This is a genomic window from Wolbachia endosymbiont of Aedes aegypti, assembly GCF_021496215.1.
Classification (GTDB): Bacteria; Pseudomonadota; Alphaproteobacteria; order Rickettsiales; family Anaplasmataceae; genus Wolbachia; species Wolbachia pipientis.
On the sequence record NZ_CP090902.1, the window covers coordinates 1,206,297 to 1,222,636 of the forward strand.

16 protein-coding genes and 1 tRNA gene are annotated in these 16,340 nt (G+C 34.8%); 14 read left to right on the forward strand and 3 right to left on the reverse strand.

The features are described 5' to 3' along the window. Window positions 1-420 precede the first annotated feature (420 nt). From L0Z58_RS06250 to L0Z58_RS06285, 8 genes are all read left to right on the forward strand, one after another. Entirely contained in the window at window positions 421-771 is a 351-nt protein-coding gene (locus tag L0Z58_RS06250) for a hypothetical protein (RefSeq protein WP_010963138.1), read from the forward strand. Between the two features lie 12 nt (window positions 772-783). Further along, entirely contained in the window at window positions 784-1,644 is an 861-nt protein-coding gene (locus L0Z58_RS06255) for a WD1261 family protein (protein WP_458694689.1), read from the forward strand. 59 nt (window positions 1,645-1,703) lie between these two features. After that, window positions 1,704-2,210: an inorganic diphosphatase gene (gene ppa, locus L0Z58_RS06260; protein ID WP_010082061.1), complete on the forward strand. Its 507-nt coding sequence runs from the start codon at window positions 1,704-1,706 to the stop codon at window positions 2,208-2,210. Between the two features lie 44 nt (window positions 2,211-2,254). Then, a complete protein-coding gene (locus L0Z58_RS06265; RefSeq protein ID WP_010963140.1) occupies window positions 2,255-2,416 on the forward strand; it encodes a hypothetical protein in 162 nt (53 codons plus the stop codon). 92 nt (window positions 2,417-2,508) lie between these two features. Next, window positions 2,509-2,599 (forward strand) — tRNA-Ser (locus L0Z58_RS06270). A gap of 176 nt (window positions 2,600-2,775) precedes the next feature. Then, on the forward strand, window positions 2,776-3,921 hold the full coding sequence (locus tag L0Z58_RS06275; RefSeq protein WP_038228080.1) for a SurA N-terminal domain-containing protein: 1,146 nt from the start codon (window positions 2,776-2,778) through the stop codon (window positions 3,919-3,921). Window positions 3,922-4,018: 97 nt separating this feature from the next. Beyond that, the gene (locus L0Z58_RS06280) at window positions 4,019-4,639 is read left to right on the forward strand and encodes a ferredoxin reductase domain-containing protein (protein WP_006279429.1); all 621 of its coding nucleotides are present in this window, start codon (window positions 4,019-4,021) and stop codon (window positions 4,637-4,639) included. After that, a complete protein-coding gene (locus L0Z58_RS06285; protein WP_010963143.1) occupies window positions 4,623-5,174 on the forward strand; it encodes a 5-formyltetrahydrofolate cyclo-ligase in 552 nt (183 codons plus the stop codon). Before L0Z58_RS06280 ends, L0Z58_RS06285 begins: the two co-directional genes overlap by 17 nt. A 107-nt stretch (window positions 5,175-5,281) precedes the next feature. Here L0Z58_RS06285 and L0Z58_RS06290 read toward each other — a convergent pair whose 3' ends face one another. Beyond that, window positions 5,282-6,100: a hypothetical protein gene (locus tag L0Z58_RS06290; RefSeq protein WP_010963144.1), complete on the reverse strand. Its 819-nt coding sequence runs from the start codon at window positions 6,098-6,100 to the stop codon at window positions 5,282-5,284. Next, entirely contained in the window at window positions 6,097-6,243 is a 147-nt protein-coding gene (locus L0Z58_RS06295; RefSeq protein WP_010963145.1) for a hypothetical protein, read from the reverse strand. The genes L0Z58_RS06290 and L0Z58_RS06295 overlap by 4 nt, the downstream gene beginning before the upstream one ends. 136 nt (window positions 6,244-6,379) lie before the next feature. Between L0Z58_RS06295 and elbB the strand changes: the two genes are divergently transcribed. Together elbB and L0Z58_RS06870 are read left to right on the forward strand one after the other, a co-directional pair. Then, complete coding sequence (gene elbB / locus L0Z58_RS06300; protein WP_022626165.1) at window positions 6,380-7,087, forward strand: isoprenoid biosynthesis glyoxalase ElbB; 708 nt, start codon at window positions 6,380-6,382, stop codon at window positions 7,085-7,087. Window positions 7,088-7,262: 175 nt separating this feature from the next. Next, window positions 7,263-7,571 (forward strand): hypothetical protein, encoded by a 309-nt coding sequence (locus L0Z58_RS06870; protein ID WP_010081942.1) that lies wholly within the window; start codon window positions 7,263-7,265, stop codon window positions 7,569-7,571. 2 nt (window positions 7,572-7,573) lie between these two features. Here the strand turns inward: L0Z58_RS06870 and L0Z58_RS06310 are convergent, their stop codons facing one another. After that, the gene (locus L0Z58_RS06310; RefSeq protein WP_010963147.1) at window positions 7,574-9,121 is read right to left on the reverse strand and encodes a peptidoglycan D,D-transpeptidase FtsI family protein; all 1,548 of its coding nucleotides are present in this window, start codon (window positions 9,119-9,121) and stop codon (window positions 7,574-7,576) included. A gap of 20 nt (window positions 9,122-9,141) precedes the next feature. Here L0Z58_RS06310 and ispH point away from each other — a divergent pair, with 20 nt between their 5' ends. The 4 genes from ispH to L0Z58_RS06330 all read left to right on the forward strand — a co-directional run bounded on the left by ispH (window position 9,142) and on the right by L0Z58_RS06330 (window position 16,310). Continuing rightward, complete coding sequence (ispH, locus tag L0Z58_RS06315) at window positions 9,142-10,071, forward strand: 4-hydroxy-3-methylbut-2-enyl diphosphate reductase (protein ID WP_010963148.1); 930 nt, start codon at window positions 9,142-9,144, stop codon at window positions 10,069-10,071. A 637-nt stretch (window positions 10,072-10,708) separates the two neighbouring features. Beyond that, window positions 10,709-11,002: a hypothetical protein gene (locus L0Z58_RS06940; RefSeq protein ID WP_010963150.1), complete on the forward strand. Its 294-nt coding sequence runs from the start codon at window positions 10,709-10,711 to the stop codon at window positions 11,000-11,002. Window positions 11,003-11,610: 608 nt separating this feature from the next. Continuing rightward, window positions 11,611-13,506: a molecular chaperone HtpG gene (htpG, locus tag L0Z58_RS06325; protein WP_022626167.1), complete on the forward strand. Its 1,896-nt coding sequence runs from the start codon at window positions 11,611-11,613 to the stop codon at window positions 13,504-13,506. Between the two features lie 38 nt (window positions 13,507-13,544). Beyond that, window positions 13,545-16,310: a host RNA manipulator TomO gene (locus L0Z58_RS06330; RefSeq protein WP_010963152.1), complete on the forward strand. Its 2,766-nt coding sequence runs from the start codon at window positions 13,545-13,547 to the stop codon at window positions 16,308-16,310. Window positions 16,311-16,340: the final 30 nt, after the last annotated feature.

Consider the following 16,340-nt stretch of genomic DNA (forward strand, 5'->3'; position numbering starts at 1 on the left):
AGCTAAACGACAACCGTCATCCCGCTAGCGGGATCTCTTGTTAGTGGCTGAGAGATACCGCGAATGAATCGCGGTATGACGGTTCGCGGCAGCATAAAGATAAGTCTCGTCATCCCACTGCTTGTTAGCGGGATCTGGAGATACCGCGGCGGTATGATAGTTCGTGGCAGCATGAAGATAAGCTCGTTATCCCGCTAGCGGGATCTCTTGTTAGCGCCGCGGCGGTATGACGGTTCGTGGCAGCATAAAGATAAGTCTCGTCATCCCGCTACGTGTTAGCGGGATCTCTTGTTAGTGCCGCGGCGGTATAGCTATACCTTTTTCTACTTAGTTTGGGTTATGCAAGAAGTCTAATAACATTTATTGCTATTTTGCCATGTATCCCTTATACTATAAAGTAGAACATTATAGGTTTCAGCAATGATAAAAGAAATTGAAGAACTAATAAAAATTGTTGGTAAGGGTAATTTATTAGAGACGTTATTTATTTTTTTAGGTAGCTTTCAACATGCTGACTTAGGTCGTTTTATGGATCACAGAAATCATTTTGGTTTGTCTGAATTCATTAGAAAAAAAGAGGAACCATTAGATAAATATTTTAACTTAAAATTTAGTCTACAAGGGCTGTTTTTAATTTATGCTCAAGCTTATCAAATTCTAAGTGAAAACAATAACCTGAATACTAAAGATGTCATAGATAAAATATATGAAGTTATTAAAGGATCTGAGTTAAATGAATATATAAATGAAGTAGTAGATGGAAGAAAATGAGATTTACTTAATATCTTAGCAAATCCAAAGAGAGAACCAATATTTAAAACAGAAGAAGATTTTGAAAATAAAGTACTCATTGGTCTTAGAAAGTTACTAAGTGAAGGAAATACATTAAACAAATATGACAGAGAATTTGCATTAAATAAGTGCGTTATCAGCAGCTATTATTCCATTCATGACATAAAAGCAGATAAAGATATAGCATTGTTCTTTTCTTTGGGTGGTCACTATAAAGAACTTTCGTCATCTAACAAAACAGTAAAAAGAGAAGTATTAGAGATATGTGAGAATCAGTTAATAGAGAGCTATATAATGTTCTTAGCTGGCAAACTACACATGATCGGATTATCAAGTAGAGATAAATATACAATCGACCATGAGAATGTGGATCGGCAAGAGAAAGCATTGAAAATGGATGGATTAATATATCCTATAAATACAAAAAACACCCTAGAGCAACTGTTAAAAAACCAAAATAGTGATGAATTTGAACAATTAATAACGAGCCCTGATAATATATACTACTCAGTGCTGCAAGAAGAGAATGAATGTAGGCCAAATCCTATCACCAGCAAGAAAAAAGAAAAAGACCATAAAAACACAGTCTGTAAACTTATTTTAGGTATGTTTGTATTATCTGTTGGGTTATATGTTGCTGATTATTTCTTTATGGAGCAAAAATTATTTAATCCAATAAAGGGTGTCCTACCACAGGATAATTTTGCTAATCTAGTAATTGCTGCAGTGCTTACTATCGTAATAGTATATGCTTTATTTCAATTATCACAGGAACCACCACTTTCAACAGTCAATAAGATGACGAATGAAAATTTAGGACAGCCCGTGCAAAATAAGTTTAGAATTACATAAATGTAGCAACTTAAAAGCATATATTGTATAATGCTTATTCTTAAGTTAAGAGGTAATTTATGGATTTAAGTAAAATAACAGCAGGACCAAATGCGGTGAATGTGGTAATTGAAATAAGTGCGAATGCTGAGCCTGTAAAGTATGAATTTAATAAAGAGTTTAGGTTGTTACAAGTTGACAGATTTTTATCTACCTCAATGACTTATCCTTGCAATTATGGGTTTGTACCAAATACCTGCGCAGGTGATGGTGATCCTGTGGATGTTTTGGTGCTAACTCAATTTCCCTTAGCATCTAGTGTTTTAATATCGGTGCGTCCAATAGGTGCATTACTCACTAAAGATGAAAAAGGAGAAGATGAGAAAATATTAGCAGTGCCTGTTTCCAGTGTTGATAGCTATTATGACAATATAAAGGACTATTCTGACTTATCTAAAAGCCTACTAGATAAAATTACTCATTTCTTTTCTCATTATAAAGATCTGGAAAAGGGAAAAACGGTAGCAGTTGGAGAATGGGTTGGTGTGGAAGAAGCAAAGAAAATCATTGAAAAAAGCAGAAATTAGTTTTTATTGATTTATAGCTAAAGTGGCTTAGGTTTGCCCACAAATTGAAAAACAACAAATTCGTCATTCCGCTACTTGTTAGCGGAATCTATACCGCGCACAACTGTACGAACATTGCAATATGGCACATAGTAAACGATGTCATTCCAGTGCGTGACACTGGGATGACAAGAAAGGGAGCACTGGAATTTTTGTTTCAGCATTAGCCATGCATCTGAACAGATACAAATATTGCAATTAAAAGCATTAGACAGGTGGTAGAGGTCTTGGTATTATATAATCTTTAGGTTCTAAATTTGGAAGGGTGGCCGAGCGGCTGAAGGCGGCGGTTTGCTAAACCGTTATACGACCCAAAAGTCGTATCGAGGGTTCGAATCCCTCTCCTTCCGTATACTGTTTTTAGCACGGTTTAAATTCGCTATATTAGCATGTTTTTAGCCTATTTACCAGCGTACCTGATTTTGTTGCAATGGTTTTTATTTCCATTGTCACTGAGATCACTATTAAAAAGTTGGCTAGCATTGACTCAGTATTTATTATAGAATTGGTTATTAACTTTACTTGTATGTATAAAATACTAATTTTACTGTTGATAGTGTTGCCACTTAGGTTGCTTGCAACCGAGATTGAAATTGTTGCAGATGTAAATGGTGAACCAATTTCAAATTTAGATATCGAAAAACGCATCAACTTTATAAATTCATTGTTTGGCACTCAAAGTGTTAATCAAAAAGAAGCAAAGCCTCAAGTGCTTAGGGAGCTAATAGACGAAATTATCATTATCAATGAAGCACAGAGGCTGAATATAAAATTGAGCAACGAGGAGTTAGATAATGCTATTATGTTATTTTTAACCCAAAGTTTTAAACTTAAGGCTAATGAAGTTGATCAATACATAGAGAAGCATAATATAGATCTTGGTATTTTAAGAAAACAAATAAAATGTCAGTTACTGTGGGGCAAAATTATTGAAGTAAGAATTGTGCCATTTATTAATATAAGCGATAAAGAAGTAGATGATGTAAAAAGGCAAACAGAAAAGCCGGATTATCTTATCACGTTCCAAGAGTTTATAATTCCTGATCAAAAAGACAAGGACGTTTATGGTATAGCTGAAGATTTAGTAAAAAAATTACGCAACAGTGATAACCCAGAATCTCCAATAAAGATGCGTAAAGCAACAGTTAATTTAAGTCAGCTAAAAGGAAAACTCAAGAGCGTTTTAGAAGGATTAGAAACCAGCGACATAGCAGGTCCATTCAGTTTCAGTGAAGGTTACTCCGTTATAAAAGTAATAGATAAAGTACAACTTAATCATGCACTGCTGGAAAGCACTTTAAAATTAAAACAGATTGTGGTTGAAGGTTCAGAAAGTTTATTAGATAATCTCAAGGAGCAAAAGGTCAGTTGTTTAAATTTTGATAAATTGGCAGATAATTTTAAGCTGCCAAACGCAAAAGAATTTGAAATAAAAATGCGAGATTTAAATCCTGATTTACAGATTTTATTTAGTAAAACAAGTGTGAATGAAATAGTAGAATTGAGAGAAAATGGCACTGCAAAGTTGATGATGTTGTGTGATATCAAGAGTAATGTAGCGGGTATAGAAGCAATCAAACAGAAAATGTACCAACAAAAGATTATGATACAAAGCAACTTGTTATTAGATGATATGCGTAAAAATGCAGCTATCAGTTATCGGTATAGTTGAAGTCAGAGAGTGTTCTTGTCTTTGTGTATAGAACTATATAAATTACTTTGTTCTATAAAATTTCAAAAAATTTGAACAAATGCAGTTAAAATAGCACATGAAGAATATAATGCTAATTGGTGGTGGAGTTGGAAATGCAGTGTTATTTTCGATAGGGAAGGCATGTCTTGAAAATAATAACAAGGTTTTGTACTTTGCTGGCTATAAGAAGTTAAGTGATGTATTTAAACGAGCACTGATAGAGCGTGCATCAAATGCAGTAGTTTGGGCATGTGAAGAAGGATTGATAGAAACAAGCAGAGATCAAGATAAATCCTTTCATGGTAATATAGTTGATGCAATAGTCTCTTATCAACAAGGAAGATTAGGTATTAATTTGAACGTTATAGATAAAATTATCACTATTGGTTCTGACAAAATGATGAAAGCTGTGAATGAAGCTAGAAAAACAATTTTAAAGCCATATCTGAAATCAGGCCACATAGCGATATCATCAGTTAATTCTCCTATGCAGTGTATGATGAAAGAAATCTGCGCTCAGTGTGTGCAGCAACATATAAATGCGAAAACAGGAGAAAGGAGTTTTGTTTATAGTTGCAGTAATCAAGACCAGGATATGGGGTGTGTTGACTTTGACTTTTTAAGTGAGCGCTTGAAGCAAAATAGTTTACAAGAAAAACTTACTGCAAAATGGATAGATCATGTTCAAAGATATTAAACAGCACAAAAAGGAAATAAGAGAGCAATATAGAGCTATAAGAAAAGATATTGATGAAAGTTATTCCAGTTATGCGGCAAATTCCCTTATTAATCTCTTTAATCAGAACTTAAGCTACGTTAAAGGCAAAACAATAGCAGCTTACATTCCAATGGATGAGGAAATAGATGTTGTGCCTTTGATGCATAGTTTACTCGATTTAGATTATAAAGTAGCAATTCCTAATAAAAATAAGTTACTAAAATTTGAGGAATGGAACAAAACAAATGAAGACGTAATTCCCGACACAATCATTACTCCTGTTATTGCTTTTGATGATCATTTTAATAGATTGGGTTTTGGCGGTGGTTGGTATGATACAATGATAGAAAAACTGCGGCCACTTGGAAAAATATTTATAGGTGTAGCCTATGAGAAACAATATTGTAAAGATTTACCTGTAGAAAAACATGATCAAAAATTGGATATTATAATCACTGAGATGTGTGTTAGATGTGGAAGTGGATTGCTCAAAAAAGTGGATAAAAAAGAATAGATCTCTACCTTTTCCATTCCCTCCCTCTCCAAGCCATCAGAGGGTTTTGGTTTCTCCTGTACTCGCTTGTTCAGAACTTGGACTATCTAATTGAGGAACTGGTGACTTCATTTGGTTAACTTTATCATTAACCATTTTTCTACCTCCTCTATTTTACCCTCACCAATGGCCATAATTTTAGATTGAAATTTCTCCATAAGTTCCTCAAGTGCTTCCTTATCACTTTCATAAGTACTAGTACCTTTTTCTCTAAGCTTTTTCATGTCATCTTCTGAAAAATTTTGAATAGTTCCATTCTTTACTAACTCTTGTATAGCAGATCGCTGCCCTTCATTTTGAAGCATGCCTATGACCTTTGCTTTACTCTGGGCGTTTTTTATTTTTTCACCTTCTTCGGACATATTATAGCCTATAATCTCTTGAGCCAAACTGTTGTATAATTTACTAAAGTTATCTTTTTTTGGCCCAACCTCAGGCAATTTATCCCCTAAATTTTTAGATAAACTTTTCACTGCTTTTCCTGCATCAATCGCACCTTCTTTTATTTTTTCCCCTGCCTTTACTATACCTATTCCTGCATAACGTGCTCCAATACCTACAAGTGCTATTAATGTAGCAAGCACAATAAGTGGAGAAAATGCTGCTCCTAATACCATTACGGCAGAAGCTATTCCAATTTTTTTATTTGCAGATGCTGATTTAAAATAATTGACTAGATTGTCCAGTGGACCTTTATTATTATTTATAACATTACTTATTGCTTGCTGATTAACAGATTTTAACGCCTCTTCTATTATTTTTGAGTCAACATTTTCAGAAGTTAAACCTTCAAGCGCTTCTTCAATGAATTGTATAAATAATTCTTTGTTGACCTCCTTTTGCAAGCCTTGGTCATTAATCGCTAAACCTAAATCTTTGAGGTTCATCCCTTTAACTTGTTCTGATAGGGTTGTAAATAACTCTTTTTTCCCCTCTTGTGGGATTGTGCAATACTTTCTATTATATCTGAAATAGCTTTTCTTAGTTCTGGATAGTCAGTGTCAAAAAACATACTATTGCTAGATTCCATATTCAGCTTCGTTGATTATAAATATGCCTAATTATACATACTAATCATTAATTATATTATAATTGATATAACATACCCCTTTCCAAATATAGAATTTGTATTAAAATATCTAGATTATATGAAATCAAGGTACTTTATGGGTGAAAAAAAATTAAAAGCTGCTGTGGTCTTATCAGGGTGTGGTCACCTTGACGGTGCAGAGGTAAGAGAAGCGGTTTTAAGTTTGCTTGTGCTTGATCAGCAGGAAGTGGATGTTAAATGCTTTGCACCTGATATCAATATCACACAAGTTATGAATCATAGAACAAAAGAGGCAACAAAAGAAAAAAGGAATGTACTTGTGGAAGCAGCAAGAATCGCAAGAGGCGAAATATATGACTTAAAAGAAGCCAAAGCTGAAAATTTTGACATGCTAGTTGTACCTGGTGGATACGGGGTTGCGAAAAATTTATCTGACTTAGCTGAAAGTAAAGACATGGTGACAGTAATGCCTGAATTTGAAAGATTAGTTTCAGAATTTTTTGTTACAAAAAAGCCAATAGGAGCGATATGCATATCTCCAGCCATCATTGTTTCAATTTTAAGTAGCAAGATAGGTAAAGAAGAAAGTAAGGTTAAGGTAACTATAGGAGATGACAGAGAACAGTTGATAGAAAGGCTTGGCGGCGAGCACATAAAATGCGATACAGAGTTATCAATAGAAGACGAAGAACATAATGTATTTTCCTGTTCTGCTTATATGCGTAGCGACGAAAGTACATACTCTGTATATCAAGGGATAAAGCATATGATTGACAGCATGGTAAAAAAGATTAACAAAAAAACTAAACAGCCATTCCTATAAGGTGTACTAAATAAGACTTCTCTATTAATCACACAATTAACTGTTGAATTTTACATTTCTAGCTGTATTATGGCTACGTAGCTAAAGTAACTTAGGTTTATCGACGCTTTACTACTTGTTAGCGGTGTGGTGTAGTGGCCATATATGTTTAGTTCTTTTTTTTAAGGTATTTTGTATGTCAGATCTTTTCTATATTGAAACTACGTGTTGTGTGGACGGTCAGTGTGATGTCTATACAGGGGAAGTGAGTTTTAATGATGTCATGTTAGGCAAGTTCAGTCTAAATTCGTGCAGCGGGAAAGAAGCTATGATAAATCTAGACATTATTACATTCGATATTAATATCGCTATTGATGGTCAAAATGGAAAGACAATAAAAAAAGACCTTAAAGGTCTTGAATTTGTAACTAAAGATGATGGTTCTTGGTATATTAATAAGGATTTTGGTGATGATAAATTTGAAGTTGTAGTAAAGCAATCATAATTTTACATCTCAGGTGTAACATTTAGTATAGGCGCTATTCTATTTATAATGTTCTTTACTATAGGCGCAGCAATTATTCCCCCGGTATGGTGCATCCCTTGAGGCTCATCAATAGCAATTAGCACTATGTACCTTGGGTCAAGCATAGTTAGCACTCCTATAAATGATGCTATGTTTGCATCTTTGCTATATTTACCATCTACAACTTTTTCCGCCGATCCAGTTTTTCCTCCTATTGAATATGCCTTTATTTTTGCTTTTCTGCCAGTGCCATCTGTTACTGCTGCACGTAATAATTTTCTCATTTCCCTGGAAGTTCTTCTTGAGATAATTTGCTCTCCTATACTTCTTTTATTCAACATCAAGGTTGCGTTATGAAATATCCCATTGTTGATTAATGCTGCTGCAGTTTGTGCAAGATGTATAGGAGTTACAGCTATGCCATAACCATAAGATGCTGTTATTAAAGTGGTTTCACTCCATTTATCCGGGATTATCGGTGTGGATTTTTCTGGTATTTCTATTTTCAAAGGAGAAAATAGCTTCATAGCTTTAAAGTATTCTACCTGTTTTTCAATACCTAGTTTGACTGCAATTTTTGCTGCACCAATGTTGGATGATTTTACAAATATATCTTGCACAGTAATTTTTGGAATTTTAGATTTATGAAAATCCTGAATTTTATACTTTCCGATGGTGATTGGTGTTGATACGTCATATAAATCGCTAGTTTTTGTAGCGTTTGCATCAAGCGCTGCGGCTATTGTAAAGTATTTTAATACCGACCCCATCTCATATACCCCAAGACTGGCGCGATTAAACTTTTGTACGTCTTCTGCCTTATTCTGTAAGTTGGGATTAAAATCAGGTAGGCTGACCATCGAGATAACTTCACTATTTCTCACATTTAAAACAATTCCTACTCCGCCAAGTGCCTGATATCTTCTTACAGCTTTAGTTAGCTCTTCATGCACTATGCTTTGCACTCGTGTATCTAAGGATAGTATTATGGGCTTTTCTTGCTCATTGTTTTTACTTATATACGCCTCAACTCCTGCAATACCATTGCCATCTATGTCAGTGTAACCAAGCACGTGTGAAAATAAATTACTGTGAGGATATATACGCTTTATGTCGTCATCAAAATTTACTCCTGGTACACCAGCGTTTTTGATCGCTAGTAATTCTTTTGGAGTCAAGTGCCGCTTTATCCAAGCAAATTTCTTTTCTGAAGTAAGTACTCTATATAAGTTCTTGTATTCGAGGTCATGCAAAGTAGAACACAGTTGTGCTGCTATACTTTCCGGATTCTTTACTTTGGTTGCATCTATATATAGTGATGTTGTGGGCACATTTGTTGCTATTACCACTCCATTTCTATCTAAAATATCAGGTTGTTTATGTACTATATTATCTTTTCTAAAATTTTCTGAAGTAGTAAGTTGATCAAATGTTAAAGAGAATATGCGAAAAATAATTATTATATAAAATATAAATAATGGTACTATAAAACACAGTGAGCGGAGCTTATTTTTAAGTAATGCTTGCATATTTACTTGATTTGACAAAAATGGAAATCATCTTAGCTGAACCACGAGGTTTTTGTGCCGGGGTAAAAAGAGCTGTGGACATATTAGCTATTACTTTAGAAAAATACAAAAACGAGCGCCAAGTTTATGTGCTACACGAAATTGTTCACAATAAATATATAGTAGAGGACTTTAAGAAACAAGGAGTGGTTTTTGTAAGCAGTATCGAGGAAATTGAAGATAATGAAGGAATACTGATCTTCAGCGCGCACGGAGTATCAAAAAATATAGAAGATGAGGCAAAAAGAAAGGGTATTCAAGTGATTGATGCAACATGTCCTTTAGTCAACAAAGTGCATAAAGAAGCAAAAAGGTATGAAAACAGTGGTAAAGAATTAATTCTCATTGGGCATGAAAACCATCCAGAAGTTAAGGGAATTAGGGGAAGAGTAAACAATCCTATCACTTTAGTGCAAACTTTGCAGGATGTATATGATTTAAAGGTTAAAGATCCAGATAATTTGTCTTATGTTACACAAACTACGTTAAGCATCGACGATACCCGTGACATTATTGCTGCCTTGAAATTAAGGTTTCCAGGCATAACAGGTCCAGATTTAAAGGACATATGCTATGCAACGCAAAACAGACAAAATGCTGTTAAAAAGCTAGCTGAAATTGTAGACATGGTATTAGTTGTAGGAAGTAAAAATAGCTCAAATTCAAACCGCTTATTAGATCTGTGCACTGCCAGAGGAAAAAGAGCCTACTTGATTGATAATTACAGCTGTGTGAATAAAAGCTGGTTTCAGGGCGTAGAAAAGATAGGAATCACCGCAGGTGCTTCCGCTCCTGACATATTAGTTGATGAATTAATAGACTACCTAAAAGTAAACCTGAGTGTAAAAATTTCAGTTATGCCAGGTGGTATTACTGAAAATGTTCAGTTTAAAATACCGAATCTGGTTTAAAACACAACTTATCTACTAAACTTCTCTTGAAATCACACAAACCAGCATCTATAGCTAAGACGTCATACCGCGATTCATTAGACTTCTTGCATAACCATATAACAAACTTTTATTGGGAATAGAAACGAAAAAACTTGCTTGACAAACTCTGCCAGCCCTCTTATCATGAAACTGAAGCTATTGTATTTGCTTTCGCCAATCTGCAGATTAAAAGGTAAGGATTACTTAATGTATCGGCGTCTTATGTTCAATTTTTTGCAGTATATAGATACTGTATGTCTTTACAAAACTTCATCTACATCTAGGTTTTTATCTAAATAAGCTGAACGCGCTTATAAAGCGTTACAAGACATCAAAAAATGCCAATACTCGACAGAGATAGTAAAAGACTAGCTAACTCGGGGATTCTTTGTCTTTTTTTCTGCTTAGTAAATTTCTTAAACATTTGCAGCGTAGGTTAGTTGCAATTAAAAGCGGCTGAATCTCGCTTGTCAAGCGTTTAAAACATAAAAAACGCCAATATTTTAAAGCGGATAATAACCCCAGGGCTTCTTTTGCCTTTTTTTTCATTTGGTAAATTTCTTAATGTTTGTGGCTGAACGACAACCGTCATCCCGCTACTTGTTAGCGGGATCTCTTGTTAGCGGCTGAGATACCGCGAATGAATCGCGGTATGACGGTTCGCGGCGGCATGACGATAAGGTTTATACCTTGTCATCCCAGTGCCCAAACACTGGGATCCAGTTTTCTTTACAAATTCACCAAAAGTGTTTCATTCTATAACATAAAACCCATACTCACCAAATCCAATGCATTACTTGCAATTAAGTTTCCTGGATCCCAGTGTCTGGGCACTGGGATAACAAAGGAGGACGTTATTCTAGTGCCAAGCACTGACCATTTCTGGTCTCTTAAATTGCAACTAATCTAAGTATTAAAAAATTTACCAAACGAAAAAAAAGGCAAAAAAAGCCCGATGGTTGGCTAGTTACTTACATTATACTTTCAAGTATGGCGTTTTTTTATTCTAAACGCTTAATAACCGTGACTCAGCCGCTTTTAAGCCGCAACTAATCTAAATTATAAACGTTAAGAAATTTACTAAACAGAAAAAAAGGCAAAGAAACCCTAGGGTAGCTAATTATTCACTATCCATTTTTTAAGTTGGCGTTTTTTGATGTTTTAAATAGCGTATTTCAGCTTGTGTAGCTAGAAATTTGATAAAGACATGAGGTGCACATAGTGCAAAAAATTAAGCATGATTTACGCCAAATACATTAAGTTTTTTTGTCATTAATCCACTGCAGAGATTGCGAAGATAAATAAATAGCTTCAGTTTCATGATAAGGGGGCTGGCGAAGGGTGTCAAGGAAGTTTTTCGTTTCATCCAATGCGCTGCCAAAAGTTTGTTATGCAAGAGATCCCATAAATTGGGTGTCATAATAACTACACCCACATTAATTTTGGTGTACGTGACCTTGAAAGATCGTGATTCAATACTTAAATTATTAGGGTAGTAGGCAAATAATGGAGCTCAAAATGCATAATGTACAAGAAACTGAAAATTTAAAATTTGACGCTGAGGTAGGGAAAGTACTGAATATAGTGATTCATTCACTTTACACCAATAAAGACATTTTTCTGCGTGAATTAATATCAAATGCATCAGATGCATGTGATAAGTTGCGCTATGAATCTCAACTAAACCCTAATTTGCTAGATTTGAGTGACGAATTAAAAATCACTATCAGCTCCAATAAAGATAAGAACGAGCTATATATCACTGATAATGGCATTGGAATGAATAGACAGGATTTAATAGACAATCTTGGTACAATTGCAAGCTCTGGTACGCAAAAGTTCTTGGATGCGATTAAGAATAGCAAGGATTCAAGCCAAACTGTGGAGCTGATTGGGAAGTTTGGTGTTGGTTTTTACTCAAGCTTTATGGTTGCATCAGAAGTAATAGTAGAATCGAGAAAAGCTGGAGAAGAGGAGTCTTGGATCTGGCAATCCAAAGGAGATGGGGAATATTCAATCAGCAAGTCAGATAATCAAGTCCCTCGCGGAACCAAAATTACGCTCATTATGCATCCTGAAGAAAACGAGTTTTTAGATAAATTTCGTGTTGAAAATATTGTCACTACTTACTCTGATCACATAAATTTTCCTGTTGAATTTATAGACGAAGAAGGAAAAAGTGAAAAGTTAAACAGTAAGGCTGCAATTTGGACTAAGCCAAAAAATGACGTTACTCAAGAGGAGCACAACGATTTTTTCCGCAGTGTTGCCCACGTTGGCGGGGAGCCCTGGATGATATTGCATAATAAAAATGAAGGTGCAATAGAATATACAAATTTGCTTTATGTTCCTTCTATAAAACCTTTTGATTTATTCCATCCAGATAGACGTTGCTCTGTTAAGTTATATGTAAATAAAGTATTTATCACTGAAGATAATGTACAGATCATACCGCAGTATTTACGTTTCTTGAAAGGTATTGTTGATTCACCGGACTTACCTCTTAATATCAGCAGAGAAACGTTGCAGAATAATCGTGTTGTTGAGCAAATCAGGAAATCCCTCACTAAACGCGCGATATCAGAGCTCGGTAAAAAGGCAAAAGAGAATTTAGAGGAGTACACAAAATTCTGGACCAATTTTGGTGCAGTATTAAAAGAGGGTCTTTGTGAAGCTATGCCAACTGATGAGAGAGAAGCGCTGCTCTCGATTTGCAGATTTCATAGCACTGGTGATGAGAAATTAGTCAGCATTGATGACTATATAAGCAGAATGAAGCCTGAGCAGGAGCATATCTATTATCTCACTGGAAATAGCTTGGATTCAGTGAAAAACAGTCCGCAACTTGAGGGATTCGTCAGTAAAGGACTAGAAGTGCTCCTATTTGTTGATCCAGTTGATGACTTTTGGACTAGTGTAATTCATGAATACAAAGATCAGAAAATCAAGTCTGTAACCCGTGCAGATGTTGATTTAGAAAAATTCTCTTCAGAAGAAGATAAGACAGATGAAGAAAATAAATCGAATGAAGAAAAAACTGAGGAAACTATACTGCAATATTTTACCACAGTGCTTGGAGATTCAGTAAAAAGCGTAAAAATTTCCAAAAAATTGACTGATAGTCCCGTATGCCTAGCGGTTGATGAAGGTGCTATGGATCTTCGCATGGAGCGTTTTTTGCGTGAACAAAAGCAGCTAAATTACCGCACGCCAAAGGTGCTTGAAATTAATACTAAGCATCCTTTAATAAAGAGTATAATGAAATCTTATGCTGAAAGTGGTGAAAACCCAACATTAGAAGACATGATTCATTTATTATTTTACCAAGCTTGCATCGTGGAAGGTGAAGAGATGGATGATGTAAGTCTGTTTGCTAAGAGATTGAATAATTTGCTTGGCAAGATTTCTGTTTAATGCTATACTTAGCTTAGCTGCTAGTTAGGAGGTAAAACATGTTTGGTTCCAATTTTAGAGACTTTGTATCACAGGATACAACTTCACAGGGCCAATCAAATTCTGAAAGATTAATCAAAAGTTGGCATGGTTTTGAAAAACCAGATTCTGAAGATTCAGGTATTGAAGGAGAGTTTGAAGTTTTAGATAGCGAAAGTCAAGAGATACCAGCTACTCCATGTAGCACACCCTCTGAAGATCTAAGTTTAGAGAATGCAATACTTGCAAACTTTCCTGATGGTTGTGATAGGTCGTTTACCGTAGAATCAAAAGATGAAGGTTCATTTGATACCATTCCTAAAAGTTTAACTTTCGCTGAAATAACAAATATCCTAAATCAAGCTATACAAGAAGATAATTGTGAAGAACTAGACAAGGTTGTACAAAATATTGAAGATTATGAAGGCAGGTCTATTACGCTGGATAATGTAAATTTAAAGAGTTTTTGTGAGCAACAACTTAACTTAGATTTACAAGATAGAAGCGATCATCAACATATATACTCAAATGTACTATCACAGTATAAATTTGATCAGGAGAATTTTGAGTGTGATTATTCAGTAAAAGAATTGGTATTATTGGCAATTGCAGCTAATGACAAGCTAGTAGAGCAATATCAGGATTTTCTTTTTGCTGAAGAAAATTTAAGTCTTTTACCTGTACTTGTTGGTGGTCAAAAATATATTGAAGCTTTTATAGAAAAATTCCATGGTACTGATGGAGTTTATGGAAGATTAAAAGGTCAAGCTATACAACTTGTCGAACCTAATAAGATTGACTTTTTCTCAGTTATAGCACTAAGAAAAGAGCAAGAATTACTAGAGACAGTTTTTGTCGAATACGTTTTAAGAGATTTTGGACAGGTGTTAAAAACAAGTAAACCTAATCCTTTGTATGGTGCGCTTGAAACAGCATCTCTGATCAAAAATGAAGAATTCATCACGATAGTGCTAGATGCATTTGAAAGATATATTAATGAGCTAACTAAAAAAGCCTCAACAGAAGAGTTATTAAAAAAGAGCTTTGCTACCTTGTTAGAAACTGCGATAAGCCAGGAACACACATCTGTCATTGAATACCTGTGCAAACGATACACTAATAGTGCAGATCGTGCCATTTACGATGTATATGAACAAGCATTTGCAGATGATAAAGTTATTACAATACTAAGGCAACAAATCCTGAAAAACATAGGAGCTCGTGGCAGAAAAGAAATTTATGATTTAATTCTGAAAACTGCATTGGATGCTGGTAATATTGCATTTATCGAGCACTTGTGTGAAAAATGTGCTAAATGCAGCAATGATGTTATTAATTATCTTGATCATAAATCTAAAAACAACGAGTTTGATGAAATATATGAATCAATTCTGATTGCATTGTCTAATACTGAAAGTCAAGACATTATAGTCAGTGTTCTAGCTCATGTTCAAATTTATCAAAGCATACTCAATAATAAACAGCAAGTAGTCAGGCAAACCATACAAAATATACTGAGAAATGCAATAAAAGAAGCTAGTTATGGAGTTGTTGTACCCTTATGTCAGCATGTTGACCTAAAATTCGCAGCTCTTCAGGCAATATGCAAGGAAGAATTTGAGAAAGCTTTACCAGTAATTGCAGAACAGCTTGAAAAAATAAGTATGGAACTTTCTCCAAGTATGACTCGTAATGAGTATCAAAAAAATAGAGATACTTTGAGTCATCTATATCTAATTAGAAATTTGTTAGAAAGTAGTAAATTAATCAATACTTCCAGTAAAGCAAATATACAGACACAAGCGAATACACAAGTTAATAAAAGAAGCAGCAGTGATAATGCAGTATCACCTGTTATAAAAGGCGATACGGCTGTAGTAAATGAAGAGAATAACAATCAACCAAGCAGTCAAAGAAACCCAAAATCCAAAAGTGCTGGCAGTCAACAGACAGAAAAAAATGTTCTTGCAGGGGAGGAAGAAAATGCTATCTTAAATAACACAGGGGTTTCAACGCAGGAGCCTTTAATTAATAATTTTGAGGAGGGTGAAATCAAAAAAGGCAGCGGAAAAAAAGGTGTTAAGCAACTTGCCAGTCCTGTTAAGAAAAAGATTGATGGACTTATAAGCAAAACCAGTACTAACTCAAGAGAAGAACTCGAAAATATTCTAAAAAGTAACTCTCCTACTCTTGTACTACAATATGTAAAAAATAAAGACGGTCCCTTTAAGGGTAAAGTAGAAGAAATTAAAAAAGAAATTAAAAACCATAATACAAAACAAGGTAATGTTAATATTTCACTGAACAACGATTTGCCAAATTCAGGAGACCAATCTACAAGTTCTAATAATACCGGAAGCAATAGTACACTTACCACAACTCCAGAAATTACGGGTTGTGAAAAGAAGTTGGGGGTAAGTGAAGTTTCTTCGAATGCTGACAATGTGTCTACAATTGGAGGTGTTATTAACAGTAAGGAAAAGCCTGCAGCAGTAGAAAAAACTAGTGCTATAAACAATCAATCAACCTCTATTACTGCAACACAAAATACGCAAAAGAGTAAGTGGCCTACCATAGCTACATGGACGTTAGCAGTAGCTGGAGTTGTTTCAGGAGTAGCTATTGCAGTTTATTTGGAAATGCTAGCTGCAGGAATAGCAGTTGGAGCTTGTTGTCTGGTTGCCGCTGCAATTATATACTGCTGTACACCTAAAAGCCAAGTTGAAAACAACAAGGTTGACAAACCTTTCAACACGGGGAAAGTACCTACTGCCGTACATGTATAATAAATATAGTAGTTTACCATTTAATAATTT